The sequence below is a fragment of the Mesorhizobium sp. GbtcB19 genome, from assembly GCF_019091085.1.
Lineage (GTDB): Bacteria > Pseudomonadota > Alphaproteobacteria > Rhizobiales > Rhizobiaceae > Mesorhizobium.
Map to the genome: position 1 here is coordinate 1 of NZ_JAGXJY010000008.1, position 23,959 is coordinate 23,959.

The 23,959-nt window shown below is 64.2% G+C and carries 26 protein-coding genes; 15 read left to right on the forward strand and 11 right to left on the reverse strand.

Translation table 11 applies throughout. From position 1 onward, the window contains the following. Positions 1–99 precede the first annotated feature (99 nt). Complete coding sequence (gene purB / locus KVT37_RS15495; RefSeq protein WP_217574484.1) at positions 100–1,407, reverse strand: adenylosuccinate lyase; 1,308 nt, start codon at positions 1,405–1,407, stop codon at positions 100–102. A 62-nt stretch (positions 1,408–1,469) separates the two neighbouring features. Beyond that, positions 1,470–1,955 carry a hypothetical protein gene (locus KVT37_RS15500; protein ID WP_217574947.1) on the reverse strand — a complete coding sequence of 162 codons (486 nt, stop codon included), beginning with the start codon at positions 1,953–1,955 and terminating at the stop codon, positions 1,470–1,472. A 219-nt stretch (positions 1,956–2,174) separates the two neighbouring features. Between KVT37_RS15500 and KVT37_RS15505 the strand changes: the two genes are divergently transcribed. Beyond that, positions 2,175–2,432, forward strand: a complete 258-nt coding sequence (locus KVT37_RS15505) for a DUF2171 domain-containing protein (protein ID WP_040982323.1) — start codon at positions 2,175–2,177, stop codon at positions 2,430–2,432. An 86-nt stretch (positions 2,433–2,518) separates the two neighbouring features. On the opposite strand, the gene KVT37_RS15510 is transcribed toward KVT37_RS15505, so the two are convergent. Together KVT37_RS15510 and KVT37_RS15515 are read right to left on the reverse strand one after the other, a co-directional pair. After that, entirely contained in the window at positions 2,519–3,535 is a 1,017-nt protein-coding gene (locus tag KVT37_RS15510; RefSeq protein WP_217574486.1) for a P1 family peptidase, read from the reverse strand. Beyond that, the gene (locus tag KVT37_RS15515) at positions 3,535–4,605 is read right to left on the reverse strand and encodes a branched-chain amino acid ABC transporter substrate-binding protein (protein ID WP_217574488.1); all 1,071 of its coding nucleotides are present in this window, start codon (positions 4,603–4,605) and stop codon (positions 3,535–3,537) included. The genes KVT37_RS15510 and KVT37_RS15515 overlap by 1 nt, the downstream gene beginning before the upstream one ends. A 193-nt stretch (positions 4,606–4,798) precedes the next feature. On the opposite strand from KVT37_RS15515, the gene KVT37_RS15520 reads away from it, so the two are divergent. The 7 genes from KVT37_RS15520 to KVT37_RS15550 all read left to right on the forward strand — a co-directional run bounded on the left by KVT37_RS15520 (position 4,799) and on the right by KVT37_RS15550 (position 11,152). Continuing rightward, positions 4,799–5,293 carry a flavin reductase gene (locus tag KVT37_RS15520; protein ID WP_217574490.1) on the forward strand — a complete coding sequence of 165 codons (495 nt, stop codon included), beginning with the start codon at positions 4,799–4,801 and terminating at the stop codon, positions 5,291–5,293. Between the two features lie 29 nt (positions 5,294–5,322). After that, positions 5,323–6,246 (forward strand): MoxR family ATPase, encoded by a 924-nt coding sequence (locus tag KVT37_RS15525; protein ID WP_217574492.1) that lies wholly within the window; start codon positions 5,323–5,325, stop codon positions 6,244–6,246. Positions 6,247–6,251: 5 nt separating this feature from the next. Beyond that, entirely contained in the window at positions 6,252–7,502 is a 1,251-nt protein-coding gene (locus tag KVT37_RS15530; RefSeq protein WP_217574494.1) for a VWA domain-containing protein, read from the forward strand. A gap of 63 nt (positions 7,503–7,565) precedes the next feature. Beyond that, the gene (locus KVT37_RS15535; RefSeq protein ID WP_042644561.1) at positions 7,566–7,904 is read left to right on the forward strand and encodes an XdhC family protein; all 339 of its coding nucleotides are present in this window, start codon (positions 7,566–7,568) and stop codon (positions 7,902–7,904) included. Between the two features lie 6 nt (positions 7,905–7,910). Beyond that, positions 7,911–8,615 carry an XdhC family protein gene (locus KVT37_RS15540; protein ID WP_217574496.1) on the forward strand — a complete coding sequence of 235 codons (705 nt, stop codon included), beginning with the start codon at positions 7,911–7,913 and terminating at the stop codon, positions 8,613–8,615. After that, entirely contained in the window at positions 8,612–10,228 is a 1,617-nt protein-coding gene (locus KVT37_RS15545) for an NTP transferase domain-containing protein (protein WP_217574498.1), read from the forward strand. Before KVT37_RS15540 ends, KVT37_RS15545 begins: the two co-directional genes overlap by 4 nt. Positions 10,229–10,261: 33 nt before the next feature. Further along, positions 10,262–11,152 carry an alpha/beta hydrolase gene (locus tag KVT37_RS15550; protein WP_254634066.1) on the forward strand — a complete coding sequence of 297 codons (891 nt, stop codon included), beginning with the start codon at positions 10,262–10,264 and terminating at the stop codon, positions 11,150–11,152. 15 nt (positions 11,153–11,167) lie between these two features. On the opposite strand, the gene KVT37_RS15555 is transcribed toward KVT37_RS15550, so the two are convergent. Then, positions 11,168–12,217, reverse strand: coding sequence for a DUF1176 domain-containing protein (locus tag KVT37_RS15555; protein ID WP_217574500.1), 1,050 nt, complete (start codon positions 12,215–12,217; stop codon positions 11,168–11,170). A 140-nt stretch (positions 12,218–12,357) separates the two neighbouring features. Here KVT37_RS15555 and KVT37_RS15560 point away from each other — a divergent pair, with 140 nt between their 5' ends. Beyond that, entirely contained in the window at positions 12,358–12,864 is a 507-nt protein-coding gene (locus KVT37_RS15560; RefSeq protein WP_217574502.1) for a DUF1993 family protein, read from the forward strand. 58 nt (positions 12,865–12,922) lie between these two features. Here the strand turns inward: KVT37_RS15560 and KVT37_RS33800 are convergent, their stop codons facing one another. Beyond that, positions 12,923–13,087, reverse strand: coding sequence for a DUF1127 domain-containing protein (locus KVT37_RS33800; protein ID WP_112098519.1), 165 nt, complete (start codon positions 13,085–13,087; stop codon positions 12,923–12,925). A 338-nt stretch (positions 13,088–13,425) separates the two neighbouring features. Between KVT37_RS33800 and KVT37_RS15570 the strand changes: the two genes are divergently transcribed. The 3 genes from KVT37_RS15570 to KVT37_RS15580 all read left to right on the forward strand — a co-directional run bounded on the left by KVT37_RS15570 (position 13,426) and on the right by KVT37_RS15580 (position 16,584). Continuing rightward, positions 13,426–13,947 (forward strand): hypothetical protein, encoded by a 522-nt coding sequence (locus KVT37_RS15570; RefSeq protein WP_254634052.1) that lies wholly within the window; start codon positions 13,426–13,428, stop codon positions 13,945–13,947. 263 nt (positions 13,948–14,210) lie between these two features. Further along, positions 14,211–15,278: an aldo/keto reductase gene (locus KVT37_RS15575; protein WP_217574504.1), complete on the forward strand. Its 1,068-nt coding sequence runs from the start codon at positions 14,211–14,213 to the stop codon at positions 15,276–15,278. A 37-nt stretch (positions 15,279–15,315) separates the two neighbouring features. After that, the gene (locus KVT37_RS15580) at positions 15,316–16,584 is read left to right on the forward strand and encodes a cysteine desulfurase-like protein (RefSeq protein WP_217574506.1); all 1,269 of its coding nucleotides are present in this window, start codon (positions 15,316–15,318) and stop codon (positions 16,582–16,584) included. 57 nt (positions 16,585–16,641) lie between these two features. Here KVT37_RS15580 and KVT37_RS15585 read toward each other — a convergent pair whose 3' ends face one another. The 4 genes from KVT37_RS15585 to KVT37_RS15600 form a co-directional block, all read right to left on the reverse strand. Continuing rightward, positions 16,642–17,670: a histone deacetylase family protein gene (locus tag KVT37_RS15585; RefSeq protein ID WP_217574953.1), complete on the reverse strand. Its 1,029-nt coding sequence runs from the start codon at positions 17,668–17,670 to the stop codon at positions 16,642–16,644. 2 nt (positions 17,671–17,672) lie between these two features. Continuing rightward, positions 17,673–18,161 carry a GNAT family N-acetyltransferase gene (locus tag KVT37_RS15590; RefSeq protein WP_308642631.1) on the reverse strand — a complete coding sequence of 163 codons (489 nt, stop codon included), beginning with the start codon at positions 18,159–18,161 and terminating at the stop codon, positions 17,673–17,675. A 222-nt stretch (positions 18,162–18,383) separates the two neighbouring features. After that, the gene (locus tag KVT37_RS15595; protein WP_217574510.1) at positions 18,384–19,766 is read right to left on the reverse strand and encodes an aspartate aminotransferase family protein; all 1,383 of its coding nucleotides are present in this window, start codon (positions 19,764–19,766) and stop codon (positions 18,384–18,386) included. 1 nt (position 19,767) lies between these two features. Further along, positions 19,768–21,408 carry a GldG family protein gene (locus tag KVT37_RS15600; protein ID WP_217574512.1) on the reverse strand — a complete coding sequence of 547 codons (1,641 nt, stop codon included), beginning with the start codon at positions 21,406–21,408 and terminating at the stop codon, positions 19,768–19,770. A 149-nt stretch (positions 21,409–21,557) separates the two neighbouring features. On the opposite strand from KVT37_RS15600, the gene KVT37_RS15605 reads away from it, so the two are divergent. From KVT37_RS15605 to KVT37_RS15615, 3 genes are all read left to right on the forward strand, one after another. After that, entirely contained in the window at positions 21,558–21,806 is a 249-nt protein-coding gene (locus KVT37_RS15605; protein ID WP_217574514.1) for a ParB N-terminal domain-containing protein, read from the forward strand. Between the two features lie 118 nt (positions 21,807–21,924). Continuing rightward, on the forward strand, positions 21,925–22,320 hold the full coding sequence (locus KVT37_RS15610) for a GFA family protein (protein ID WP_217574516.1): 396 nt from the start codon (positions 21,925–21,927) through the stop codon (positions 22,318–22,320). A 287-nt stretch (positions 22,321–22,607) separates the two neighbouring features. Beyond that, complete coding sequence (locus tag KVT37_RS15615) at positions 22,608–22,820, forward strand: hypothetical protein (RefSeq protein WP_217574519.1); 213 nt, start codon at positions 22,608–22,610, stop codon at positions 22,818–22,820. 20 nt (positions 22,821–22,840) lie between these two features. On the opposite strand, the gene KVT37_RS15620 is transcribed toward KVT37_RS15615, so the two are convergent. Further along, the gene (locus tag KVT37_RS15620; protein ID WP_217574521.1) at positions 22,841–23,773 is read right to left on the reverse strand and encodes a hypothetical protein; all 933 of its coding nucleotides are present in this window, start codon (positions 23,771–23,773) and stop codon (positions 22,841–22,843) included. Positions 23,774–23,959: the final 186 nt, after the last annotated feature.

Consider the following 23,959-nt stretch of genomic DNA (forward strand, 5'->3'; position numbering starts at 1 on the left):
CAGTTCGACTGCCTGCCCAAAGAATCCCTTCTCAGGCCAACTTCAAGTCCCAAAAAACCCATATGCGATTCCCCTGCCGTAAACGGGGAGAAGGAAAGGTCAAGCTTCCCCGAACACGCGCTTGAAGATCGTGTCGACATGCTTGGTGTGGTAGCCGAGGTCGAATTTTTCGCGGATCTCGGCTTTGGAGAGGGCCGCCGTCACGTCTTTGTCGGCCAGCAGTTCCTCGAGGAAATCGGCGCCGTGCTCCCAGACTTTCATGGCGTTGCGCTGCACCAGCCGATAGGAATCCTCGCGTGACAGGCCGGCCTGCGTCAGCGCCAGAAGCACGCGCTGCGAATGCACCAAACCGCGGAACTTGTTGAGGTTCTTCTCCATATTCTCGGGATAGACGAGCAGCTTGTCGACGACGCCGGTGAGCCGCGCCAGCGCGAAATCCAGCGTCACCGTCGCGTCCGGCCCGATCATACGCTCGACCGAGGAATGCGAAATGTCGCGCTCATGCCAGAGCGCCACGTCCTCCATGGCGGGCAGCGCCATCGACCGCACCATCCGGGCAAGGCCGGTGAGGTTCTCGGTCAGCACAGGGTTGCGCTTGTGCGGCATCGCCGACGAGCCCTTCTGTCCGGGCGAGAAATACTCTTCCGCTTCAAGCACTTCGGTGCGCTGCAGATGGCGGATCTCGACGGCGAGGCGTTCGACCGACGAGGCGATCACGCCCAGCGTGGCAAAGAACATGGCGTGCCGGTCGCGCGGAATGACCTGGGTGGACACCGGCTCCGGCTTCAGGCCGAGCTTTGCCGCCACATGCTCTTCGACATAGGGTTCGATGTTGGCGAAGGTGCCGACCGCGCCGGAGATCGCACATGTCGCGATATCCTCCCGCGCGTGCAGCAGCCGGTCGCGGCAGCGCGAGAACTCGGCATAGGCCTGCGCCAGCTTGACGCCGAACGTGGTCGGCTCGGCGTGGATGCCGTGGCTGCGGCCGATGGTGACCGTGTCCTTGTGCTCGAAGGCGCGACGCTTCAGGGCGCCAAGCAGCGCGTCGATGTCGGCAAGCAGGATGTCGCTGGCGCGCGTCAGCTGCACGGCAAGGCAGGTGTCCAGCACGTCCGACGATGTCATGCCCTGGTGGATGAAGCGGGCGTCCGGGCCGACGAATTCCGCCAAGTGGGTGAGGAAGGCGATGACGTCATGCTTGGTGACACGCTCGATCTCGTCGATCTTGGCGACGTCGAATTTGGCGGCGCCGCCTTTTTCCCAGATGATCCTTGCCGCTTCCTTCGGGATGACACCCAATTCGGCCAGCGCATCGCAGGCATGCGCCTCGATCTCGAACCAGATGCGGAAGCGGGTTTCGGGCGACCAGATGGCGACCATTTCCGGCCGGGAATAGCGAGGGATCATCCGTTTTTCTTGTCCTGCCTGGATAAGCGTTGGCCGCGTCCTAACAGAGGCAGGCCCGATGCTCAACGCCGCCGGCGCGCAAACCAGATGCTTGCGGCGATAAGCGCTGCAAAACCCAGCGGAAAATAGAGCCGCACGCCAAGCAGGGCGAACTGGTAGAGCGCGGTCAGCATGGTGAAGGCGAATTCGAATGCCCAGGTCAGCGTGAATGCCGGCGCATGCCATTCGGCGTAATAGGAGCGGTATTGCAGCGCGAACAGGCCGGCGGTGAAGGCGAGCGTTGCCGCCAGCAGCGACACGAACGCCGCTGCGAAGGCCGTTTCCCAGTTGCGGCCGCGAGAGATCAGCCTGGCCAGCGTCAACCCGACCGGGAAGGCGAGCATGCCGCCAAGACCGTAGAGCAGACTGACGAAACGGATTCTGTCCGGCGTTTCCCAGGCGGCCAGCAGAAGATTTGTCAGCGCGCTGCCGCCCATGGCCGCGCCCCAGAGCAAGGTTCCGGCAGCGGCCTCGCTCGCCGAGGGAAGAGCGGCGCGCAACCGGTCCATGATGCCGCGACGCAAGGCAACTTGCTGCGGCGCCGTCATGGACGGCAAGCCTTATTGCGCCCCGGATAGTCGGGCCGGCGGTGCGTCAACTGTCTCATGGACGTCATGCCTATCACGCCATGGTGAACGAGACGTGCCGTGCGATGCATCCAATCCGGTGTTCGTTTGTTATTGTCGGCCGTCTCGCATCCGAAAGGGCAAATCCAGCGGAGAACCAGCATGAGCACCGACATCAGCAAGATACGCGGACATATGGAAGTGATCGGCGCCGACGGCGTCCATATCGGCACCGTCGACAAGGTCGAAGGTGACCGGATCAAGCTGACCAAGGCCGACAGCGGCATGGGCTCGCATAAGGGACATCACCATTACATTTCGCTCGCCCTGGTCGCGGAGATTGACGGGCAGAAGGTATGGCTGTCGGCGAATTCGGATGTCGCCGTCACCTTCGAGGAAGAAAAATCCGATCCGACCTGATCTTTGTTTTTAAGCAATTCCGGACGGAAGGCTACGGCGAAGGTGCCGAGCCTAACCGCCGTACACTTTTCCTGGAATTGCTCCAGTCAGCGCGACGACCAGACGGGGAACAAATCGCCGTCGGCGGGCGTCGCGGCATGGACGCCTCGGCTGATGGCGCGCGCCATGGTCGCGCCGGCCGCCGCGAACAGGTCGATCGCGGCGTCGGCGCTGAGTTCTATGGCGCTGCTGCCGGTCGCCAGCGCAAACACCAGATCGCCGTCGGCCGGCGTATGCGTCGGCCAGATGGCGCGGGCGAAGCCGTCATGCGCGGCGATCGCCAGCCGCTTGGCCGCGGCCTTGGTCAGCACGGCATCGGTTGCGATGACGGCAATCGTCGTGCTGACGCCCTCTGGGGGTTCCCCTAGGTGCCTGTCGCGGTATTTCAACAGTATTCTTCTGGCGTCTTGCGGCACAGGCTCGGGATAGCCCAGACCGCCGAACTCGTCGCCGATCTCGAAGGGCGCCGCCCAGAAATGGCGGCTGCGGCCGACCGTCACCGAGCCGGTCGGGTTGACGGCGGCGAGCGCGCCAACGGTGACGCCGCTGTCGAGCACGGTCGAGGCGGAGCCCAGGCCGCCTTTCAGTCCCGATGTCAGCGCGCCGGTGCCGGCGCCCGCCGTGCCGATGGCGAAATCCGCTGTTGCCGCCTGCACGGCCTGATAGCCGAGTTCGCGATAGGGGGGATAGCGGCCCCAATCCTTGTCGCCGCCATTGCGCAGGTCGAACAGGATCGCGGCCGGCACGATCGGCACGCGGAAGCCGCCTACCTCGACGCCGATGTTCTTCTCGCGCAGCGCGGCCTGGACGCCGGAGGCGGCGTCGAGGCCGAAGGCGGAGCCGCCGGACAGAACGACGGCATGGATCGTCGCGATCGAATTCTGCGGCTCGAGCAGATCGGTCTCGCGCGTTCCCGGCGCGCCGCCCAGCACCTGGACGCCGGCCACGGCAGGCTCATCGCACAGCACCACCGTGACGCCGGATTTCAGCCTGGCGTCGGCGGCGTTGCCGACGCGCAAGCCGGCGACGTCGGTGATCAGGTTGCGCGGGCCGGTGCGGAACATCACTTGTCCTCCAGCGGCACGAAATGCGTGCCGTCGAAGCGGAAGACGCGGAACGGGTTCTGGCTGAGATCGCCCTTGTCGTCGAAGCGGACGGTGCCGATCGCGGTCGCGAAATCATGGCCGGTCAGCGTCTCGCCGAGTGACTTGCCGGCGCTTTCCGCATCAGCGGTCGCAGCCTTGGCGATCTCGACCGCGGCATAGGCGGGCAGCGTGTAGCCGTCCGGCGCGATGTTCTTCGCGCCAAAAGCCTGCAGGACCTTGGGGTCGGCGATCTCCGACCATTCCGGCGGCGCGATCATCAGCGTGCCGACGGCATAAGGCACATCGCCCGGCGGCGTGCGCAGGTTTTCGCCGCCGGCAAAGGTGATGCCGGCATCGAGCTGGGCGGCATCGCGACCCATGATCGCGATGTCGTCACCGTCGCCGCCGGCAAACACTTTTGTCGCGCCGGCTTTCTTCAAACGGCCGACCAGACCGATCTGGTTGTCGAGCTGCGGCCGGAACGTGTCGACGAAGACCGGCTTCAACGCCGCCTGCTCGGCGGCGGCGCGAAACGTCTCGGCCATCTCGCGGCCGTAGATGGTGCCGTCATCGACGATGGCGAACAGGTCGTTGCGCCAGAGTTGCGTGAGTCTGGCTGCAGCAGCATTGCGCTCATCGTCGCCGCGCGGGCCGAGCCGGTAGACCGGCCAGCCGGTCTTGGCGCGCCGGTCGGTCAGGCTTTCGGTGCGCACGCCAACCGTGATCACCGGGATGTTGGCGTCCTTCAGGATCGGCATCGCGGCCTCGATCGCCTCGGTGCAGAGAAAGCCGACGACGACATTGACCTTGGCGCCGACGAATTCCTTTGCCGCCGCGGCGCCGCCATCGGCGGTGCATGCGTCATCGACAGCCTTGATCGCGGTGCCGTTGGCCTCCGCCGCCAAACCTGCGCCATTCTCAATCTGCTTGCCCAGGATCGCCGACGGGCCGGAAAGTGGCGCCGCAACGCCGACCAGCGTCTCGGCATCGGCGCTCGCGGCCAGCGACAGCCAGAGCAGCACGGCTGATGTCGTCGTGAGAAGACGCATTCGGGCTAAGAGATCCTCCATGCCGGGATTACAGTCCCGACACTATTGCAAGAAATGCCTAAAGGCTGGCTAAGCGCCGCGCAACACGCGAATTTGCGGATTGCGGTCAAGCACTTCGCCTATGCCACGCAACTTGTGGCGTGCAATATGCCGCCATATATAACGGGCTTGTCCTGACAGGTGGATTTATCGGGTGCTGAAGATCAACGACATCGGGCCGCAGCACTATCGCGATGCGATGGCGCATTTTGCCGGCCATGTGCATGTGGTGACGACGGACGGGCCGGGCGGCAAACGCGGCGCGACGGTGATCGCTGCCTGTTCGGTCTCGGACACGCCGCCGACGGTGCTGGTCTGCCTCAACCGCGAAAACGCCAAGAACGAGGCTTTCGTCAAAAACGGCAAGTTCGCGCTGAACACGCTCGCCTCGGACCAGGAAGCCGTCTCGGTCGGCTTTTCCGGCGTCACCGGCCTGCCGGCCGACGAGCGCTTTGCGCTCGCCGAGTGGGATGTGATCTCGACCGGCGCGCCGACGCTGAAGGGCGCGCTTGCCGTATTCGATTGCGAGATCATCGATACCAAGGACCTCGCCACCCACCGTGTGCTTTTTGGCAAGGTGACAGGCCTGCGCATCGGCGATAATTTGCGACCGCTGATCTACCACAACCGCGGCTATCATTTTCTTTGAAACGGGCGGGCGGGATCGACGGAGACAAGATGACCGCGCCGCGCCCCGCGCCGAAATCGATCGACGAGACGCTCGAACTTTTGACCGGCGCGGACTATGTCGCGGACCGTTCGCTGGCGACGGTGCTGTTCCTTTCATTGCGCATGAAACGGCCCTTGTTCCTCGAAGGCGAGGCGGGCGTCGGCAAGACCGAGATCGCCAAGGTGCTGGCCGACGCGCTCGGCCGCCGGCTGATCCGCCTGCAATGTTACGAAGGGCTCGACGTCTCCTCTGCCGTCTATGAGTGGAATTACGCCGCCCAGATGATCGAGATCCGCATGGAGGAGGCGGCGGGCAAGGTCGTGCGCTCCGACATGGAGCGCAACGTCTTTTCCGAAAAATACCTGATCCGCCGCCCGGTGCTCGATGCGCTGACCGGCAAGGCGGGCGCCGCGCCGGTGTTCCTGATCGACGAGCTCGACCGCACCGACGAGGCCTTCGAGGCGTTTCTGCTGGAGATCCTGTCTGACTTCCAGGTGACGGTTCCCGAGCTCGGCACGATCAAGGCGGAGGAGCCGCCGATCGTCATCATCACCACCAACCGCACGCGCGAGATCCATGACGCGCTGAAGCGGCGCTGCCTCTATCACTGGGTCGACTATCCGAATGCCGAGCGCGAGCTGGAGATCGTACGGCGCAAGGTGCCGCAGGCGAACCGCCGGCTGTCGGCGGAGGTCGTGTCCTTCATCCAGAAGCTGCGCCAGGTCGAGCTGTTCAAGGCGCCTGGCGTCGCCGAAACCATCGACTGGGCCGGCGCGCTGACCGAGCTCGACAAGGTGGCGCTCGATCCGGAGACCGTGTCCGACACGATCGGCGTACTCTTGAAATACCAGGACGACATTGCCCGGATCGGCGAGGGCGAGGGCCGGCGCATCCTCGATGAGGTGAAGGCCGAGCTTTCGGCGGCGGAGTAGGCGCGATGCCCGTGCCGAGCCCCGAACCCAGAGAGGCGACCGCCGATGGGCGCATCGCCGACAACATCGTCTATTTCGCCCGCGCCTTGCGCAAGGCCGGCATGCGCGTCGGCCCGGCCTCGGTCAAGGACGCCATCGAGGCGGTACTTGCCGCCGGCATCGGCTCGCGCGACGATTTCTACTGGACGCTGCATGCGGTGCTGGTCTCGCGGCATGAGGATCATCCTGTCTTCGACGAGGCCTTCCGGCTGTTCTGGAAATCGCGCGAGCTGATCGAGAAGCTGCTTGCGATGTTTTCGCCGGTCGCGCCGGACACAAGCGAAAAGCAGAAGCCCCGGACGGCCGAGAACCGCGTCAGCCAGGCGATGTTCGAAGGCCATCAGAAGAACCAGCCGGTGCGCGAAGTGCCGGAGATCGAGGTCGATGCGCGCCTCACCTTTTCCGGCAACGAGGTGTTGCGGGCCAAGGATTTTGCCCAGATGGATGCCGGCGAGATAGCCGAGGCCAAAAAGGCGATCGCGGCTTTGCGGCTGCCGTTCGACCTGGTCCGCACGCGGCGCTTCAAGCCCGACGCGCAGGGGCGCCGCATCGATCCGCGCGCCATGATGCGCTCGGCCGCGCGCACCGGCGGCGAGCTTATCCTGCCGAAATTCCGCTCGCAGCGTGAAGTGCATCCGCCGCTGGTCGTACTGGCCGACATTTCGGGCTCGATGAGCCAATATACCCGGATTTTCCTGCATTTTCTGCACGCGCTGACGGAGAAGCGGCGCCGCGTGCAAGCCTTCGTCTTCGGCACGAGGCTGACCAATCTGACCCGCCAGATGCGCCATCGCGATCCCGACGCGGCGCTGGCCGAATGCTCGGCGACAGTGAAGGACTGGTCGGGCGGCACCCGCATCGGCGACACGCTCGCCGAGTTCAACCGGCTGTGGTCGCGGCGCGTGCTGGGGCAGGGCGCGGTGGTGCTGCTCATCACCGACGGGCTGGAGCGCGACGACGTCACCAGCCTATCGGAGGAGATGGAGCGGCTGCACAAATCCTGCCGGCGGCTGATCTGGCTCAACCCGCTCTTGCGCTTCGACGGCTTCGAGGCGCGAGCCCGCGGCGTCAAGGCGATGCTGCCGCATGTCGACGAGTTCCGGGCGGTGCACAATCTCGACGCGCTGGCCGATCTTTGCGCCTCGCTCGACCAGCGGCCGGAGGCTTCGGTCGATCCGCGCCGCTGGCTGCGAACTGGCGACAGGCGGGCGGCGTAGCCATATGTTTCCATTGCGGGGACTAACGTTTCCCCTGAAAAACAGACTTTGTGAGAAGCGACGATGGATGAGAGCATTTATCTCGACGAGGCCCGCGATCCGCTGATCATCGCGGAGGGCTGGATGAAGGACGGCAAGGATGTCGCCATCGCGACCGTGGTCGAGACTTGGGGTTCGGCGCCGCGTCCGGTCGGCAGCCACCTGGTCATCGACGCCGAGGGAAACTTCCACGGCTCGGTCTCCGGCGGCTGCGTCGAGGGCGCCGTGGTGACCGAGGCGATCGACGTCATCGGCTCAGGAAAGGCCAGGATGCTGGAGTTCGGCGTCGCCGACGAAACCGCCTGGCAGGTGGGGCTGTCCTGCGGCGGCCGCATCAAGGTCTATGTCGAACGCCTGGGCTGATCATTCATGGATCCATACGTCCTCAAGACACTGAACGAGGAGCGCCGCGCCCGCCGCGCCGCGGTGCTGGTCACCGACCTCGGCGACGGCCGCGACCGCATCGTGCGCGAGGGCGACCCTGTCGCCGGCGATCTCGGAACAGCGATCGCCAGCGCGTTCCGCACCGGCAATTCGAGGTCGGTGGAGGCGGAAGGGCGGACCTTCTTCCTCAACGCGCATCTGCCGCGCCCGCGCCTTGTGGTGATCGGCGCGGTGCATATCAGCCAGGCGCTGGCGCCGATGGCACGGATCGCCGGCTATCCGGTCGAGATCATCGATCCGCGCACCGCCTTCGCCACGCCGGAACGCTTTCCCGATGTCGCGCTGCATGCCGAATGGCCGGAAGATGTGCTGAAGCGCGCGCCGCTCGACAGCTACACCGCGCTTGCCGCCGTCACCCATGATCCCAAGATCGACGATTTCGCGCTGAAGGCGGCGCTCGATGCCCGGTGCTTCTATGTCGGGGCGCTCGGCAGCCGCAAGACGCACGCCAAACGTGTCGAACGCCTGCTGGCGCTCGGCGCCGGCGCCGAGCAGATCGCCCGCATTCACGCGCCGATCGGGCTCGATATCGGTGCCGCCAGCCCGGCCGAGATCGCCGTCGCCGTCCTTGCGCAGACCATCCATGCTTTCCGCTCGCGCGGCCTCGAAGCCAAAGGCGCCGTGGCGTGAAATTCGGGCCGGTTGCGATCGACGAGGCGGAAGGCGCGGTGCTGGCGCATGCGACCACCGCCGGTGAAAAGCGGTTCCGCAAGGCGCACCGCTTGAGCGGCGAGGATGTCGCGGCGCTCAAGGCGGCGGGTATCAGTGAAGTCGTCGCGGCGGTTCTCGAAGAGGGCGATCTCGGCGAGGACGCGGCCGCCGCGAAGATCGCGGACGGCATGAGCCACCGCAACATCGAGGTAAAGTCGGCGGCGACCGGGCGGGTGAACCTGCATGCAAGCGCTTCGGGCGTCTTTACTGTCGATGTCGGGATGATCGACGCCATCAACGCCGTCGATCCGGCCATCACCATCGCAACACTGGCGCAACATGCGCCGGTCGAGCAGGGCCAGATGGTGGCGACGGTGAAGATCATTCCTTTTGCGGTTGCCTCCAGTCTGGTCGATGCGGCGGTGAAGATCTGCGCCGGCCGCGAGATTTTTGCCGTCAACGCCTATCGCCCGATCAATGTCGGCGTCATCCAGACGGTGCTTCCGGGCACCAAGCCAAGCGTGCTCGACAAGACGCTGCGTGTCACCGAGGCGCGGCTGGCGCGCTCCGGCGGCCGGCTGACGGCCGAACGGCGCACGCCGCATGAGGTGGCTCCGGTCGCGGCGGCCGCGGCCGCGCTGGCGCGCGACAACGACATGGTGGTGATCTTCGGCGCCTCGGCGATGAGCGATTTCGCTGATGTCGTGCCGGCCGCGATCGAACGCGCTGGGGGTACCGTCATCCGCGCGGGCATGCCGGTCGATCCCGGCAATCTGCTGGTGCTCGGAACGCTCGACGGCAAACGCGTCGTCGGCGCGCCCGGATGCGCGCGCAGCCCGAAGGAGAACGGCTTCGACTGGGTGCTCGATCGCCTGATCGCCGGGCTCGATGTGACGGCGGGCGATATCGCCGGCATGGGCGTCGGCGGGCTTCTGATGGAAATCCCGACCAGGCCGCAGCCGCGCGAACCGTCGCCGCAGCCGGCAAGGTCGGCGCTGAAAGTCGATATCGTGCTTCTGGCCGCCGGCCGTTCGAGCCGCATGGGCGGGCCTAACAAGCTTCTGGCGCTGTTCGACGGCGAACCGCTGGTGCGCCGCACCGCCGGGCGCGCGCTGGGCTCTCAGGCCGCCGGCACCATCGTCGTCACCGGGCATCAGCGCGAGCGCGTGCGTTCCGCGCTTGGCGGCCTCGAGGTGAAACTCGCCGACAATCCGGATTTCGCCGATGGTCTCGCATCGTCGTTGAAGGCGGGCATTGCAAAGGTCGCGCCGGATGCGGCCGGCGCGATGATCGTGCTCGGCGACATGCCCGGCGTTTCGTCGAGGGACCTCGACAGCCTGATCGATGCCTTCCGCAGATCCGGTGGTCACGCCGTGGTGCGTGCCTCGCATCAGGGCAAGCGCGGCAATCCGGTGCTCTTGCCGCGGTCGCTTTTCGCGGCGGTCGCGCAGCTCGAGGGCGATACCGGCGCGCGCCATCTGGTCGAAGCCGAGGGTCTCGATGTCATCGATGTCGAGATCGGGCAGGGCGCATCGATCGATGTCGACACGCGCGAGGCGCTGGAAGGGGCGGGCGGCGTCCTGCAGGATTGACAAAGCAGAGCCGAATTCCGCATGGCTCTCGGCATGGCTTTCCGCTTTCTCCTTGTCCTGCTCACCGCAACCGGTTTTGCCGTCCAAGCTGCCTATAGCCAGGCGCTTTCGCTAAAACCGTTCAAGGACGACCTGTTCGCCTATCCGGCGGCGCTGTCGACCGGCGATAACGGCGCCTACACGGTGCTCGACTATCATGAGATGCGTGACATCAACCAGCGCGACGAGGTGCCGGAAAAGCGCGTTCGCGCCCAATACACCGATCCTGGCGTGCGCAAGGTGCAGCAGGACCTGATGCTGAAGACCGATGCCGGCGACATAAGGCATGTCGCAGTCGGCAAGACGGAAGGCGCCTCCATTATCGTGCTCTACCTGCACGGGCAGGGCGGCAGCCGCAAGCAGGGCGTCGACGACTTCACCTTCGGCGGCAACTTCAACCGCATCAAGAATCTGATGGCCGCAAATAACGGCCTCTATCTTTCGCCGGATTTCCCCGATTTCGGCGACAAGGGCGCGGCGCAGGTGGCGGCGTTGATCGATCACTATGCCGAGACATCGCCGGGCGCGAAGATCTTCGTCGCCTGCGGCTCGATGGGCGGCATGGTCTGCTGGAAGCTCGCCGCGCGCAACGATACCGGACGGCGCATAAACGGGTTGCTGCTGCTCGGCTCGCTGTGGGACGAGAGTTTTTTCTCGAGTCCCGCTTTCAGGCGCCATGTGCCGGTTTTCTTCGGACAAGGCAGCCATGACGTGGTTTTTCCGGTGGAAAAGCAGGAAGCCTTCTTCCGCTCCATCATCGCCAAATCGAAAGCCTATCCGTATCCGACCCGCTTCGTGCGCTTCGAGACCGGTACGCACGGCACGCCGATCCGGATGGTCGACTGGCGCGGGACGCTGAACTGGATGCTGACGAAAGCGCCATGATCAGCGCCGCCGTGTTCAAGGGGCGGTGTTGTAGTCGATGATCGTCTGCGGATTGATCTCGCCGTCATAAGACGCGTCGACATCATACTGGACGAGCGAGAAGTCGCCGTTGCGGAACAGATAGGTTCCCGATGACGAGGCATCGCCGACACCGCGCCATTTGTCGGATGTGGTGATGGTTTTGGTGTTCTCGTCATAGTCCGAGTTGGTCGCCCAGCCGCTGGTCTTGAAACCGATGATGTGGATCGACTCGACCTTGCCTTCGCTGTTGTTGTTCTCGTAGCGGATGTCGAGATCGGGCTCGGTGAACTGCAACTGGGTGACGCCGTTGACGTCATCGGCGATGTAGTAGACCGCGGTCTCGTTATAGGCGGCCATCGAGCAGAAGAAGCGGAACAGCCGCGTCTCGCGTTCCGGGTCGCTCGGCTGAGCGTCCTTGTCCTTGTAATGGATGGAATGAGCCTCGGGCTCGCCGATCGGCTTGCCGTCCGGATCCTCGTTGTCGCATTGGCCGCCATAGGTGGCGAGAAACGCCTTCTTGGCCTGCTCCAGCGCTTCGTCCTTCTTCGGCGGCGGCGGACCGTCGCCGCAGCTTGCCGGCACGGCGCTGTCGAAGTCCTCGGTCGACGGTTTCAGCGCGCCCTTGTCGATGAAGATCGGCTGGAAGGGCGGCTCCTGGATCTGCGCATTGACCTGGCGGACCGTATAGCAACCGGCGAAAACCTTGGCCTCGCCCTTCTTGTCGGTGGCCTGGATGGCGACCGGAACGCTGTAATAGATGCTGCCGGCGGCACCTTCGTCAGACACGGCGCCTGTCTTGACGTCGACGGCGTCGGTGCCGTCGTAACCCTTGACGAAGGCGGCAAAATCTTTTGCCGGCTTTGTATCACCGTAATAACCCCAGGCGCGGGCGAATTCGTGGCGATTGATGGCGCTGTAGAGCGAGCGAATGACCGCCTCGGCACTGGACCTGTCGTCAATGTAAGGCGCGTCGGCAGCCAAGGCAGACTGTGCCAGGCCGGTCAGGGAAAAGAAAACGGTCGCTGCGAAAGTGGCGCTTTTCATCGAATCCTCCGCTCGATAACGAAAATACTACCATCGCGATTGCGGCGGCGCGGTGACGCGGGGCATGACCGCTTGAAGAATCGTGGCCGGAGGCGCTAGGTCACGGCCCGCGGCGCTGGGGCCGCCTTGGGAGATTACCCGTGACCATTTCCATGTACGAGATTTCGGTGGGCGTCTTTTCCGCCCGCCTGAAGGCGCTGGCCAGCGTCCTGACCGCGGCGGAGCAGAATGCCGGCGAGCGCAAGATCGATCCGCAGGTGTTCCTGACCGCACGGTTGGCGCCCGACATGTTCGCTTTGACGCGGCAAGTCCAGATCGCCACCGACCACGCCAAGGGCGCGCCGTCGCGGCTCGCCGGCCGTGAGGTGCCGAAATATGAGGACAATGAAGCGAGCTTTGCCGAGCTGCAGGCTCGAATCGCCAAGACGCTGGACCTGCTGGCGTCGTTCTCGGTGGCCGATCTGGAAGGTTCGGAGAGCCGGACCGTCGAACTGAGGCTCGGCGGGCGCGAAGTCACGCTGCCCGGCCTGCAGTACCTGCTGCATGTGGCGATGCCGAATTTCTATTTCCACGTCACCACGGCCTACGACATCCTGCGCCATAACGGCGTGCCGCTCGGCAAGCAGACATTTCTTGGAAATCGCTGACTTTTGAATGGTTTGGAGGTTTCCCGGCATCCCGGGAAACCTCGTGGTTCAGCGCAGCTTAGCGGATCGACATCTCGCGCGCGATGCGCGGAAAATCCGCCGGCTTGATGCCGATATCGGCGCGGTCGGTATTGCTCATCGCGTTCAGAAGCGCGAGCGCCGCGCGGTAACGCTGATGTTCCTGTGGCCGCGGCCGAGCAAACATTTCAGTGAAGAACCCCATGACCCAATTGCCCCTGTTGGTCCTCCCGACGTCAGAATATAGGCGATTTGTTAAAATTGTGCAGTGCAGCAATTGCATGGCTGCCATGCGGAACGAAGTTTTTTCCGCCATTATCGATTTTTCATGAAACTTTTCGGCAGGCTCAACCGTAGGCACCGATGCCGGCTCATGGCTGGCTTTTTCCTCGCCACTCCTGGCGACCTTGCCGGACTGCACAAAAATGCAGTCCGGCTTTTTATTCGATGGTTTGCGGCCATGCTTGCGAGCGTTAAAACCAGCAATTGTTAACGTCGCCAGAATTCATTTTTAACGAGAGCGCCCTATGTTCAGCGGCGTCAATGCATGCCGTCACCACAGGGGAGGCTGAGATCGGCACCGGGAACAAGCTCGATTTCGCTTCGTTGCTCGACGACCTGATCGTCGCCTCGGAGAAAGGCGAGGAAGAGGCCGCCCGGCCGTCGATCCCGTTCGACTATCTGTCGGTGGCCGACGAACTGCATTCGGGCCGCATCAAGGTCGCCGGCGAGAGCGTCGCCGCCGAATACCGCGAGTCGGGCGCCGACCTTGCGGCCGAGTTCGCAGCGCTTCTCGACCAGGCGAAACTGGCGCTTGCCGGCGAAGAGCATAGGCCGGAGGAAAAGCTGCCGCCGATCGATCCCGAAGCGATCGCCGGCGAGCTCGGTCTCGACCGTCCGGCCAAGAATGCTGATTTCGGCCGCATCCGCCGTAACTTCGCCTTCGCCAACCACCCGGACCGGGTCGCGCCGCATCTGCGCCAGCGCGCCATGATCCGCATGCAGGTGGCCAACATGCTGATCGACGAGGCCAAGCGGCGGGCCTTGGCCGGAGCCAGGCGCTAAGATCCGTCGATATTCAGGTGAGACCGGCCTGCAAATGGCGGGTTCCTGCGCTTCCGGTGCTCACGTACTTTAAGTACGCTCCGCTCCGGTTCTCGGAACCCACCATTTTCGACTCGGCCTGACCTGAATCTCAACAGATCTTAGGGGTTTGATATTCACGCAAAAGTCGGTCGCAGCGGGGCTTGGAGAAACTCCGGCCTTTGCTTTATGCTTGACTTTCCTCCCCGCGCAGCCCGCGCAAAACCTTCCGCCGGAGACATTTCATGCAAAAACGCCGCCTCGGTCGGACCGATCTCCTTGTTTCACAAATCTGCCTGGGGTCGATGACCTGGGGTCAGCAGAACACCGAAGCCGAAGGCCATGCACAGATGGATCTGGCGTTTTCGCGCGGGGTCAATTTCATCGATACGGCCGAGCTTTACTCGATCCCGCCCAAGGCGGAGACGCAAGGGCGAACCGAAAAGATCATCGGCAGCTGGATGAAGGCCAATCGCAACCGCGACAAGGTCATTCTCGCGTCGAAAGTGGTCGGCCGCACCGCCAACACATGGTTCCGCGGCGATCGTCCGTCGAAGCTGGTGCGCGCCGACATTTTCGACGCGGTCGAGAAATCGCTGGCGAAGCTCGGCACCGACTATATCGACCTCTATCAGATCCACTGGCCGGACCGGGACATTCCGTGGGGCTCCAACCCGACACGCGTCGGGGCGGTGGCGCGCCGGGCCGACGCCGCGGGCGCGCCCGAGGGCGAGACGCCGGTTGCCGAGACGCTCGCCGTCTTTGAGGAACTGGTGAAGGTCGGAAAGATCCGCCATCTGGGCCTCTCGAACGAAAGCTCCTGGGGCGTCATGCGCTTCGTCTTCGAAGCCGAGAAGGGGACCGGCCCGCGCGTCGCCTCGCTGCAGAACGCCTACAACCTCGTAAACCGCACCTTCGAGGTGAACCTTGCCGAGGTTTGCGAGCGCGAGGAGGTCGGTTTTCTTCCTTATTCGCCGCTGGCCCAGGGCTATCTCACGGGCAAATACAATCATGGCGCGCGGCCGCAGGGTTCGCGCTCGCAGCTCTTCAACCGCGGCCAGCGCTACGAGACGCCGAATGCGGCGGAAGTGCTGCTGGAATACACTGAGTTGGCGCGCTCCTTCGGCATGGAGCCGGCGCTCTTCGCCAATGCCTATGTGACGAGCCGGCCCTTCGTGACCGCAAACATCGTCGGCGCCACCAGCGTCGCGCAGCTCGACATGGCGTTGTCCTCGGCCGACATCACCTGGACGGAAGAGATGCAGAAAGCGGTCGACGCCGTCCACCAACGCGTCGGCAATCCGTGTCCTTGATCAAGGATCGTTGAGAAAACACCAGGGGATGGAGACGATGGCAGATTTTCCGATCGAGGCCGTGCGCGGCAAATTTCCAGCGCTTTCGCTGACCGACAAGGGCCGCCGCCGCATCTACCTCGACAACCCGGCCGGCACGCAGGTGCCGCGGGCGGTGGCGGACGCGGTGTCGCACTGCCTGCTCAGCACGAACGCCAATCTCGGCGGCTTCTTTGAGACCGCGGTCGCGGCGCAGCAAGTGGTCGACGCGGCTCATGCCGCGATGGCCGATTTCGTCAACGCCGCCAGCCCCGAGGAGATCGTCATTGGCGCCAACATGACGACGCTCACCTACCACATGTCGCGCACGCTTGGCCGCACGATGAAGCCGGGCGACGAGATCATCGTCACGCGCATGGACCATGAAGGCAATGTCTCCCCCTGGCTGCAGCTTGCCGAAGATCTCGGCCTTATCGTGCGCTTCCTGCCGTTCGACGAGCAGAGCTGGCAGGTGGAGGAGGCGGCCCTCAAGGCGCTGCTTTCGGAAAAGACGCGGCTCGTCGCGCTGAACTATGCCTCGAACCTCACCGGCTCGATCAACCGTGTGCAGGCGCTGACGGCGATCGCCAGGCAGGCCGGGGCGCTGGTTTATGTCGACGCGGTGCAATTCGCGCCGCACGGGCTGATCGACGTGCAGGCGCTCGGCTGCGATTTCCTGATCTGCTCGGCCTATAAATTCTTCGGGCCGCATATGGGAATATTGTGGGGGCGCCGCGACGTCATCGACAGGCTCAAGCCCTACAAATGCCGTTGCTCGTCGAATGGATTGCCGGAGCGGTTCGAACTCGGCACGCCGCAGATCGAGCTGATGGCCGGGCTGACGGCGGCAATCGACTATTTCGCCGATCTCGGCACTGCCGCCGGCGAGGGCGGGTCGCGCCGGCAGCGGATCGCCAAGGCATTCGAGGTGTCGATCGCCTACGAGAACGCATTGGCCTGGCAACTGATCGAAGGCCTGTCCGACATCGAAGGCCTTGTCATCCGCGGCATCACCGATCCGGAGCGCCTCGCCGAGCGGGTGCCGACCGTTTCCTTCACCGTCGAAGGCATCGCGCCGGAAACGATCGTGCGGCAGATGAACGCCGAAAACATTTTTCTGTGGTCGGGCCACAATTACGCGTGGGAGATCGTCCATCAGCTCGGCATACCGGCCGAACAGGGCGTCGTGCGGATCGGCATTGCGCATTACAACACGGCGAAAGAGATCGACGAGACGCTGGAAAGCGTGCACCGTGTGACCGCGATGCTCAGGCAGCAGCGGTCTTGAATTGTTTGTTTTGCGCAGTTCCGGGCGGAAAACCGCCGAACACTTTTCCTGAATTGCTTACCGCTGCTTGCTGCCGAAACCGGTCAGGAAAGCGGTGAGGTTGTCGCCGAGGGCATCGCAAAGATAGCCGCCTTCCTGGACGATGATCGTCGGCAGGCCGAGACCGGCAATCGCCTCGCCGATGCGCGAAAAGCCGGGTGTCGTCACCGACAGGCCGCCGAACGGATCACCCTCGAAGGCGTCGAGGCCAAGCGCCACGACCAGCGCTTCCGGCGCGAAGGCACGGATGCGCTGGAAGGCCGCCGCCAGCGCTTCGAGGAACGCCGCGTCGCCGGATTTACGCGGCAGCGGCAGGTTGAGATTGTAGCCGAGGCCCGGGCCTTCGCCGCGCTCGTCGGCATGGCCCCAGAAGAACGGATAGAAGCGCACCGGATCGGCGTGCAGCGAGACGGTGAGCACGTCGGGACGGGCGTAGAAGATGCCTTGCGTGCCGTTGCCATGGTGCAGGTCGACATCGAGAATGGCGACGCGCGCGGCTTGTCTACGCAGCACCTGCGCCGCGACCGCCGAATTGTTGATGAAGCAGAAGCCGCCGGCCACGTCGACGAAAGCATGGTGGCCCGGCGGGCGGCAGAGCGCATAGGCCGACGGCGCGCCAGCCATCACCGCTTCAGCGGCTTCCACCGCGCTCCAGGCGCTCCACAGCGCGCTGTTCCAGGTCTCGGCCGAGATCGGACAGGCGGTGTCGGCCATATGGTAGCCGGCCTGGCCGACCGCCGAGGCCGGATAGGAGCCGTTGCGGGCGATGGGATGGATGTTCGGGATGACTTCCGCTGAAGCCCCTTCGATGCGCTGCCAGCGTTCGAAAATGTGCTCGAGGAAGTCCAGATATTCAGGCGTATGCACCGCCGCGATCGGGCCAAGCCCATGATTCCTTGGACGTTCGACCGTCAAGCCGGTCGATCTTGCGCCGGCTAACAATCTTTCGATCCGCTCCGGCTTTTCCGGGTTCGGCTGCGATGCGCCGCTGGACAAGAAGGCTTTCGGATCATGGCGTTTCTGCTCTTCGGCGTAGAAAGCTTTCATCATCATTCCTCCCCGTCGGCAAAGGCGAAGAAGGCGTCGCCGACGATCTTCCGCACCTGTTCGTAATTCGCCCAGCCGATGCCCAGTCTCTCATAGAAGGCCTTGGCCGCTTCATTGTCGGTGTCGACGGACAGCCTCAGATAGACGCCGCCCGCCGCGAGGCAGTCTTTGGCGACGCGCCGCAGCAGTTTTTCGCCGATGCGGCGGCCGCGGAAGCGATCCTCGACATAAAGATCCTGCACATAGACGCCGGGACGGCCCATCCACGTCGAGAAGATCGGGAAATGCAGGCAAAGGCCGGCGAATTCTCCACCGACCTCGGCGATGAGCGTCGAGAAGGCGGGCTTTTCGCCGAAACCGTAGCGGCGGAGATCGTCGGCGGTGGATTTGATCTCCTGGTGGGCGCCTATATGGCTGCTGAGACGGAGCAGGGCGGCGTAGATCACTTCGACGTCGTCGATTGTGCCGGGGCGGAGGATGATTGTACTCACGACAGGTACGGCGCCCAGGCACCCCCCTCTGTCCTGCCGGACATCTCCCCCGCAAGGGGGGAGATTGGCAGCTTGGGCCTTGCCGCCCATCTTGCACCGTTGGCGATTGGCGAAGGCGTGCGCGACATCTGATCTCCCCCCTTGCGGGGGAGATGGCCGGCAGGCCAGAGGGGGGTGCGAAGGATCGCAAGCATCTCAGGATGTCTCAAACACTACCAACCCTCAACCTTCCACCGGCAAATCGAGTTCCCGCGCCAGCGCTTCCAGCGAGTCGCCAATGATGGCGATGATCTCGCCGATCTGTTCGCGGGTGACGATCATCGGCGGCGCCACCATGAAATTGTCGCCGTCGACGCCGCCCTTGACCTTGCGGCCATAGATGATCAGGCCGCGCGCATAGGCGTGATCGAGCAGGCGCTGCGTCGCCTTGCGGGCCGGGTCGATCGGCTTCAGCGTCTCCGGATCGGCGAGCATTTCGGCGCCGGTGAGCAGGCCCTTGCCGCGGACGTCGGCGATAAAGGGGAAGCGTTTCTGCAGAGCCTTCAACTCCACGATCAGCACGTCGCCCATCGCGGCGGCGTTGGCGATCAGATCAAGCCTGTCCATTTCACCGAGGACGGCGAGGCCGGCGGCGCAGGCCAGCGGGTTTCCGGCATAGGTGTGGCCATGCTGGAAGCCACCCGAGGCCAGCAGCGGCTCGACCAGGCGCATCGGCGCGGCAAGCGCGCCGAGCGGCGCATAGCCGGAGCCCAGCCCCTTCGAGAGTGCGACGATATCGGGCGTGCAGTTCCAGTGGTCGCCGCCGAGAAACTTGCCCGTCCTGCCGGCGCCGCTCATCACCTCATCGTGGATCAGCAGGATGCCGTAGCGGTCGCAGATCTCGCGGATGCGCGGATAGTAGCTGTCCGGCGCGACAAGGGCTGCGGTCGCCGCACCCCCGATCGGCTCCATGATGAAGGCCAAAACACTTTCGGGACCTTCAGCCTGGATTTTCTCCTCCAGCATGTCGGCGTAGCGGATGCCGCGCTGCTCCATCGAAAGATTGTCGCGGTCGCGCCAGGCGGTCGGCGCCGGCACCGTCGGCATCACCTTCATCATCGGCGTGAAGGTTTCGGCCAGCGCGTCGTCGCCGGTGACGGAAAGCGAACCAAGCGTGCCGCCATGATAGGAGGGAAAGCGGGTGATCACCTTCCAGCGCTTGGGCTGGCCGGTGGCGACCGCCCATTGCCGGGCAAGCTTGATGCAGGATTCGGTCGCTTCCGAGCCGCCGGAAACGAAGAAGATGCGGTCCATGCCCTCGGGAAGCTTTCCGGCCAGCGCGCGCGCCAGCTCTTCGGCGGGCTCGTTCTCGAAATGCAGCCGGTAGGCGAAGGTGGTCTTGTCCATCTGCCGCTTCATGGCGTCGAGCACGTTGCGGTTGGAATGGCCGATATTTGCGACCATCGGCCCGCTCGAGCCGTCGATGAAGCGGCGGCCGTCCTTGGTCCAGAAATAGATGCCCTCGGCGCGGTCGACGAGCGGCCGGCGCAGGCTTGAGAGATAGAACAGATGCGACGGCGGCCGCGCTTCGGCCGGGGACGAGGGCTGAGCTTCCAGTTTCGGCATGTCAGGACTTTCCGAGATAGCGGTCGAGTACATTTTTGGTCACGCGTTCGACCATCGCGTCCTGCCTTAGCAGGCCGGCGACCCATTCGCAGCTTCCGGCATGGAAGACTTCGCCCTTGCCGCGCGGGAAATTCACGATCATGCCGTTGCCGCGCTTGACCTTGTCGAGATTGGCGTCGCTCGCCTCGCCGAACAGAGTCTCGGCGGTGAAGCGGCCGTCCTCGTCGGTGAGGAACTGGTCCTCGATCGGGATGTCGGCGCTTTCCTCGACCTGGCTCGCCATGCCGACGGCCAGCACCTGCAAGCCGTCCGGCGCGCCGCTGTCCGCAGTCGGATAGGGCAGGCCGCCCCGAATTTCGAAATCCAACCCGTCGACCTCGTAGCCATAGACATGGCTGTCGGCGCCGAGCAGGTCGCCATAATAGATGCCGGTGCCGGCGAAAGCCCAATGCTCGGGCCGGTAGACAGGAAAGCCGCGCACGCCGCGCGGCGCGCAGCCGCCCCAGCCGGCATAGACGCCCCTGGTCGCGTTCAGGCCGAAAGTGGCGCTGCCCGGTCTGCCGATCTCGGGCGCCTCCCAGGAATTGGTGGCGCGGGTGACGTCGCCGCCGCGATAGGCAGGGTCCTCGGCGTGCGCCTTGTATTTGTAGCAGACCTGACGGCAGCCTTGATCCTCCAGTCTCGTCTGCCACATGAAATTGCCGGCGAAGCGCGCCGCACGTCCGCCGCGCTCGACATAATTGTCGACCGCGTCGCGCATCTCCCAGGTCCAGTATTCGTCATGGCCGACGAAGACGACGCAGTCATAGCCATCGAGGATTTCGGCTGAGAAATGCAGCTCGTGCTGGCTGACGAGGTCGATCTGATAGCCGGCGCGTTCGGCGAAGCGGAAGAAATGGCTGTCGTAGCTCGCCCAGCCGGACGAGGCGTATTTCTTTGAATGCCCGGTGGCGAAGGCCCATTCCATATGCGGATAACGCGGCACGGTCTTCGGCGGCACGGCGACTTCCAGCGGCACGCGCGGCGCTTCCTTTGGCAGGACGACGAAGCCGCGGCACCAGGGGCGCTGTGTCGACACCATGGTGGCGTACTGGTCGCGGTTCGGGCCGGTGATGCCCTGATAGTGGTTGGAGCCGCCCCAGGTGTTGTAGGCGAGCCAGGTGCCGGTCGCGGCGACCTGCAGCAGGCGGCCGGGTTTCTTGCCGGGCAGGGGCGCGACGATGAAGAGGTGGTGGCTGCGGATCGGCCCGCCGTCGCGGCCATCGGCCGAGAGCGCGATGCGATAGGCGCCGGATGGCCAGTCGTCGCCAATGCGAAACGCGAACGACGCCTCCCAGCCGCAGCCTTCGACCGAACATTGGTCGGGCGTGTCCTGCCAGCGCGCCGACAGGCCGGTCTTCTCGAAGACCTTGGTCTCGGTGGCTCCGTCGCGGACGACGGCGATGCTGAATCGCGGCGCCGTCGCGCTCACATGCAGCGTCACCGTCTCGCCCGGACGGTAGGAAAAGCGATCGCTATAGCCCCAGATCTCACCGCGCTCACCGTCCATGCCTGGATACTCGTAATAATGGCCGCGCACGGCCTCGCGGCGCTGCTCGGGCGTCAGCCCGAAATCGGGGAATTCAGTGGGCAGTTGCGTCAAGGAACACCTGAGATCACGAAGCCGTCATTGAGACCATCGGCCGGCCAAGCGTCAAATGGAAAGCATCGGGCCAGCAGGCGCTTGCGCTTGCGATATCCGGCAAACGGATTATTTCAGTTTCGGGCGACGCTTCAGCGCCGGGAGCCGACATGCTGCGGATACAAAAGGTCAAGGTCGACGACATCTACGTGCCGACGGCGCGGCGCAAGACGCTGCACCCCGAAACCGTGCGCCATCTCGCAGAGGACATCCTGGAGAACGGCATGAAGACGCCTATCCAGGTGCGCCATGACGGCAAGCGCCACATCCTGGTCGAGGGACTGCATCGGCTCGAAGCCGCCAAATGGCTGGGCGAGACCGAAATCGACGCCTATCTCGTCCAGGCCAAGCGCCACTGATCCCTCGTTACGGTCGCGCCTATCACCGTTGGCGATCGCGTCCCATCAAAGCTTTTTGATTGACGTTGCCATGGCTGTGGCTAGAGCGTTCCGACGTTCCACGAACAGGATGCTTACCATGACGAAATATGAGGGCGGGTGCCTGTGCGGCGCGGTGCGTTACAAGGCCCAGGCAGCGCCGATCAATGAGCGCGTCTGCCATTGCCGGATCTGCCAAAGGGCAATCGGCGCGGCCTTTAACGCCCGCCTGCTCTTCCGCATCGACGATGTGACCATCGAGGGGCCGGTGGCGACGATCAATTCCACGCCGGACCTCCAGCGTGGCTTTTGCCCGGTTTGCGGCACGACGATGTTCTCCCGGCGCGACTCCAGGGGCATTCTCGGCGTCACGTCCGGCTCGCTCGACGACCCGTCGCTGTTCAAGCCCGACATGCATTTCTGGACCGCCTCGAAGCAGCCCTGGCTGATGCTTGACGACGGCCTGCCGCAGTATGAGGGCGCGCCTCCGGCTTAAGGCATGTCGATATTCAGGTGATGCCGGCCTGCAAATGGCGGCTTCCTGCGCTTCCGGTGCTCACGTACTTAAGTACGCTCCGCTCCGGTTCTCGGAACCCACCATTTTCGGCTCGGCCTGACCTGAATCTCAACATACCTTGGCTTGCCTTGGCCTGACTCATTTCGACGCAGCCGCTGCACAAAAATTTCATCTTCGATTCACGAGATAGCCGGCAAAGCGTCATTGGCGGGCCATCATTGGCTGCTTATCTAAGCGCCATGCGGGCGGCAACGAGGAGGCGACGGATGAGCGAGAGCATCAACACCCTGGATGAGCTTTTGAACGACCCGATGATCCAGCTCGTGATGGCGCGCGACCGCGTGCGCCCGGCCGAGCTTCGCCTGCTCCTGGAAAAGGCTCGCAACAGGGCCGGCGACGATTCCCGCATCGATCAGGCTTCGGTGCCACCCGCGCATGTCGTGGCAAGAAGCTGTCTGAAGCAGTGGCTGTACCGCTGAGGCAGCTCCAGGGAATATGGTCAGCTCGAACACGCCGGCAGGTAAGCGTAGTGATTGCGTAAATAAGCGAGCTTGAAGCCGAGCCTGTCATAGTTGCGATAGGCCGGTCCGTCGCGGTCGGGGAGCGGCGCCTCGATGTCGGCGACAAACAGTTTCGCGCCGGCGGCGATGCCGTCGCGAACCAGCCGTTCCCCAAGCATGGCATCAAGATCGAAGCTCGGCGCCATGATGCCCGGCACCGGTGCGTCGATGCCGCTCCAGGCGGCGCCGTCAGAGCCGATGAAGAGCGAGCGCACCGCGACGACCGCGCCGCCACGTTTCAGCATGTAATGATGCCAGCCCTTGCGGCCGACGAGCGCCGTGAGCCAGGGCGAGGTGGGCAGCCTGTATTTGCCGTCGATGAAAGAAGCCCATTGCGAAGCTGTCTCGGGCGTGACCTCCTCGACTACCGGATCGTCGACCGGGATAAGCGGGTCGCCCGGGAAGAGCGGTTCGGCCGCCAGCGGCGTGGCGTCGCGATAGATCCGCTCCCAGCCGCCCTGGTGCTGCAGGCCACGGGCTTCCAGCCAGCATCTCAGCCGCGACGGCTCGGTGTGGGGATTGGTATAAAACCACGGCCGGCTGATGCCGGCATCGCGGTAATGCGCGAGCAGCGCGTCGAGCTGAGCTTCCGACACCGGGCTGTCGACACCGATATTCTTCACGCAGTTGAAATGGATGAACGGGATCGTCGTGCAGGTCGTCCAGACGAGGTCGCCGTCCCTGGCGATCGACAACCCGTGCCGGGCCGCGAAATCCTTGGGCGCTGCCTCGTAAAGGTCGAGCCAGGCAGCGACTTCGGCGCGCTCGATGGCGCGGCTCATTTCGCGCGATACCTGCTCGATCGCGATCTCCGCAACATGCGTTTGCGGCGGCAAGACGGGCTCGAGTTCCGAAAGGGCGGCGGTCGACATGATGATGCTCCCCTGTTTTGCCTTACAGCGTAAGATTAGCAGAGAATAATATGACATTGCCGGTTGTCAAGCAGGATTAGCGGGACCTTACAAATCCGTGAGTTGGAATCACGCTATCGTGAGGCTAAGCCTGTCCTAGGGCTTTCGAATGACGATTCACTTTTGCCGCGGACAAGGGCCGGGGCG

Excerpts from the sequence above, each read along its gene's own strand:
- purB (WP_217574484.1), bottom strand. The coding sequence starts at position 1,407 with ATGATCCCTCGCTATTCCCGGCCGGAAATGGTCGCCATCTGGTCGCCC.
- KVT37_RS15570 (WP_254634052.1), top strand. The coding sequence starts at position 13,426 with ATGCATGCCGTCACCACAGGGGAGGCTGAGATCGGCACCGGGAACAAG.
- KVT37_RS15575 (WP_217574504.1), top strand. The coding sequence starts at position 14,211 with ATGCAAAAACGCCGCCTCGGTCGGACCGATCTCCTTGTTTCACAAATC.
- KVT37_RS15540 (WP_217574496.1), top strand. The coding sequence starts at position 7,911 with ATGGATCCATACGTCCTCAAGACACTGAACGAGGAGCGCCGCGCCCGC.
- KVT37_RS15610 (WP_217574516.1), top strand. The coding sequence starts at position 21,925 with ATGACGAAATATGAGGGCGGGTGCCTGTGCGGCGCGGTGCGTTACAAG.
- KVT37_RS33800 (WP_112098519.1), bottom strand. The coding sequence starts at position 13,087 with ATGGGGTTCTTCACTGAAATGTTTGCTCGGCCGCGGCCACAGGAACAT.
- KVT37_RS15515 (WP_217574488.1), bottom strand. The coding sequence starts at position 4,605 with ATGCGTCTTCTCACGACGACATCAGCCGTGCTGCTCTGGCTGTCGCTG.
- KVT37_RS15500 (WP_217574947.1), bottom strand. The coding sequence starts at position 1,955 with ATGGACCGGTTGCGCGCCGCTCTTCCCTCGGCGAGCGAGGCCGCTGCC.
- KVT37_RS15510 (WP_217574486.1), bottom strand. The coding sequence starts at position 3,535 with ATGTTCCGCACCGGCCCGCGCAACCTGATCACCGACGTCGCCGGCTTG.
- KVT37_RS15530 (WP_217574494.1), top strand. The coding sequence starts at position 6,252 with ATGCCCGTGCCGAGCCCCGAACCCAGAGAGGCGACCGCCGATGGGCGC.
- KVT37_RS15620 (WP_217574521.1), bottom strand. The coding sequence starts at position 23,773 with ATGTCGACCGCCGCCCTTTCGGAACTCGAGCCCGTCTTGCCGCCGCAA.
- KVT37_RS15615 (WP_217574519.1), top strand. The coding sequence starts at position 22,608 with ATGAGCGAGAGCATCAACACCCTGGATGAGCTTTTGAACGACCCGATG.
- KVT37_RS15525 (WP_217574492.1), top strand. The coding sequence starts at position 5,323 with ATGACCGCGCCGCGCCCCGCGCCGAAATCGATCGACGAGACGCTCGAA.
- KVT37_RS15585 (WP_217574953.1), bottom strand. The coding sequence starts at position 17,670 with ATGAAAGCTTTCTACGCCGAAGAGCAGAAACGCCATGATCCGAAAGCC.
- KVT37_RS15550 (WP_254634066.1), top strand. The coding sequence starts at position 10,262 with ATGGCTTTCCGCTTTCTCCTTGTCCTGCTCACCGCAACCGGTTTTGCC.
- KVT37_RS15555 (WP_217574500.1), bottom strand. The coding sequence starts at position 12,217 with ATGAAAAGCGCCACTTTCGCAGCGACCGTTTTCTTTTCCCTGACCGGC.
- KVT37_RS15605 (WP_217574514.1), top strand. The coding sequence starts at position 21,558 with ATGCTGCGGATACAAAAGGTCAAGGTCGACGACATCTACGTGCCGACG.
- KVT37_RS15580 (WP_217574506.1), top strand. The coding sequence starts at position 15,316 with ATGGCAGATTTTCCGATCGAGGCCGTGCGCGGCAAATTTCCAGCGCTT.
- KVT37_RS15535 (WP_042644561.1), top strand. The coding sequence starts at position 7,566 with ATGGATGAGAGCATTTATCTCGACGAGGCCCGCGATCCGCTGATCATC.
- KVT37_RS15595 (WP_217574510.1), bottom strand. The coding sequence starts at position 19,766 with ATGCCGAAACTGGAAGCTCAGCCCTCGTCCCCGGCCGAAGCGCGGCCG.
- KVT37_RS15505 (WP_040982323.1), top strand. The coding sequence starts at position 2,175 with ATGAGCACCGACATCAGCAAGATACGCGGACATATGGAAGTGATCGGC.